The organism is Nocardioides sp. NPDC092400 (genome assembly GCF_040684155.1).
In the GTDB taxonomy this organism is placed as follows: Bacteria; Actinomycetota; Actinomycetes; order Propionibacteriales; family Nocardioidaceae; genus Nocardioides.
This window is the reverse complement of the sequence record NZ_JBFBFJ010000014.1, coordinates 2,501-5,135: the sequence shown is the minus strand read 5'-3', so window position 1 is coordinate 5,135 and position 2,635 is coordinate 2,501. Positions and strand designations below refer to the sequence as shown.

The 2,635-nt window shown below is 56.0% G+C and carries 1 rRNA gene (only partly in view); it reads right to left on the bottom strand.

From position 1 onward, the window contains the following. Positions 1-52: 52 nt before the first annotated feature. Positions 53-2,635, bottom strand: a 23S ribosomal RNA gene (locus AB0N29_RS20845); it runs 558 nt beyond the window's last position.

Genomic DNA, 2,635 nt, shown 5'->3' with positions numbered 1-2,635 from the left:
TCGTGGACGCGAGCACTCATGCAACGTGGTTGTTGTCTTGGTTGAGTGGTTGTGGGACAAGCCCTCGGCCTATTAGTACCGGTCGGCTAGGCATTGCTGCTGTACACCTCCGGCCTATCAACCCAGTGTTCTGCTGGGGGCCTTACCCACATAAGTGGTGGGAAACCTCATCTTGAAACGTGCTTCCCGCTTAGATGCATTCAGCGGTTATCACTTCCGAACGTAGCTAACCAGCCGTGCCCCTGGCGGGACAACTGGCACACCAGAGGTTCGTCCATCCCGGTCCTCTCGTACTAGGGACAGCCTTTCTCAAGTTTCCTGCGCGCGCGGCGGATAGGGACCGAACTGTCTCACGACGTTCTAAACCCAGCTCGCGTGCCGCTTTAATGGGCGAACAGCCCAACCCTTGGGACCTGCTCCAGCCCCAGGATGCGACGAGCCGACATCGAGGTGCCAAACCATCCCGTCGATATGGACTCTTGGGGAAGATCAGCCTGTTATCCCCGGGGTACCTTTTATCCGTTGAGCGACGTCGCTTCCACATGCCGACGCCGGATCACTAGTTCCGACTTTCGTCCCTGCTCGACATGTCTGTCTCACAGTCAAGCTCCCTTGTGCACTTACACTCGCCACCTGATTGCCAACCAGGCTGAGGGAACCTTTGAGCGCCTCCGTTACATTTTAGGAGGCAACCGCCCCAGTTAAACTACCCATCAGGCACTGTCCCTGATCCGGGTCACGGACCTAGGTTAGACATCTAGTACGACCAGAGTGGTATTTCAACGATGACTCCACACTCACTGGCGTGAATGCTTCACAGTCTCCCACCTATCCTACACAAGCCGAACCAAACACCAATACCAAACTATAGTAAAGGTCCCGGGGTCTTTCCGTCCTGCCGCGCGTAACGAGCATCTTTACTCGTAGTGCAATTTCGCCGAGTCCACGGTTGAGACAGCGCCCAAGTCGTTACTCCATTCGTGCAGGTCGGAACTTACCCGACAAGGAATTTCGCTACCTTAGGATGGTTATAGTTACCACCGCCGTTTACTGGGGCTTAAGTTCTCCGCTTCGACACACAAGTGCGTCTAACAGGTCCCCTTAACCTTCCAGCACCGGGCAGGAGTCAGTCCGTATACATCGTCTTACAACTTCGCACGGACCTGTGTTTTTAGTAAACAGTCGCTTGGGCCTGGTCTCTGCGGCCGTCACTGCTTCCCCCAGCAAGTGGGATCACAGATCGGGCCCCCCTTCTCCCGAAGTTACGGGGGCATTTTGCCGAGTTCCTTAACCATGGTTCGCTCGATCGCCTTGGTATTCTCTACCTGATCACCTGAGTCGGTTTGGGGTACGGGCGGCGCGTAGCTCGCTAGAGGTTTTTCTCGACAGCATAGGATCACCCACTTCCCCACAATTGGGTCCCCATCAGATCTCAGGATCGACATCAAAGTCAGCAGTACGGATTTACCTACACTGCTCCCTACATCCTTGGCCACGGACAACCATCGCCGTGGTTGGGCTGCCTTCCTGCGTCACCCCATCGCTTGACTACTACCAGCTCGGGTCCCACGCTCCGCCAAGCCCCATCCCCCCGAAGGGTTCAGTAAGCAAGGTTTCGGGTGGTTAGCATCACCAGGTTCGTCATGGGCGCTACTTTGCCGGTACGGGAATATCAACCCGTTGTCCATCGACTACGCCTGTCGGCCTCGCCTTAGGTCCCGACTTACCCAGGGCAGATTAGCTTGACCCTGGAACCCTTGATCATTCGGCGCACGTGTTTCTCACACGTGATTCGCTACTCATGCCTGCATTCTCACTCGTGTCGCGTCCACCCCTGGGTCACCCCGGAGCTTCACTCGCGACACGACGCTCCCCTACCCATCCACACACCTGAACCAACCCAAAAGGCGGCTTAGTTAACGCATGAATGCCATAGCTTCGGCGGATGACTTGAGCCCCGCTACATTGTCGGCGCGGAATCACTTGACCAGTGAGCTATTACGCACTCTTTCAAGGGTGGCTGCTTCCAAGCCAACCTCCTGGTTGTCAATGCGACTCCACATCCTTTTCCACTTAGTCACCGCTTAGGGGCCTTAGCTGATGGTCTGGGCTGTTTCCCTCTCGACTACGGAGCTTATCCCCCGCAGTCTCACTGCTGCGCTCTCACTTACCGGCATTCGGAGTTTGGCTAACGTCAGTAACCTGGTCGGGCCCATCGGCTATCCAGTGCTCTACCTCCGGCAAGAAACACGCAACGCTGCACCTAAATGCATTTCGGGGAGAACCAGCTATCACGAAGTTTGATTGGCCTTTCACCCCTATCCACAGGTCATCCCCTCAGTTTTCAACCTAAGTGGGTTCGGTCCTCCACGCGGTCTTACCCGCGCTTCAACCTGCCCATGGATAGATCACTTCGCTTCGGGTCTTGATCGTGCTACTCAAACGCCCTGTTCGGACTCGCTTTCGCTACGGCTTCCCCACACGGGTTAACCTCGCAACACAACGCAAACTCGCAGGCTCATTCTTCAAAAGGCACGCCATCACCCCAACACCCACAAGGGGCAGCCGGGCTCTGACGGATTGTAGGCACACGGTTTCAGGTACTATTTCACTCCCCGCCAGGGGTACTTTTCAC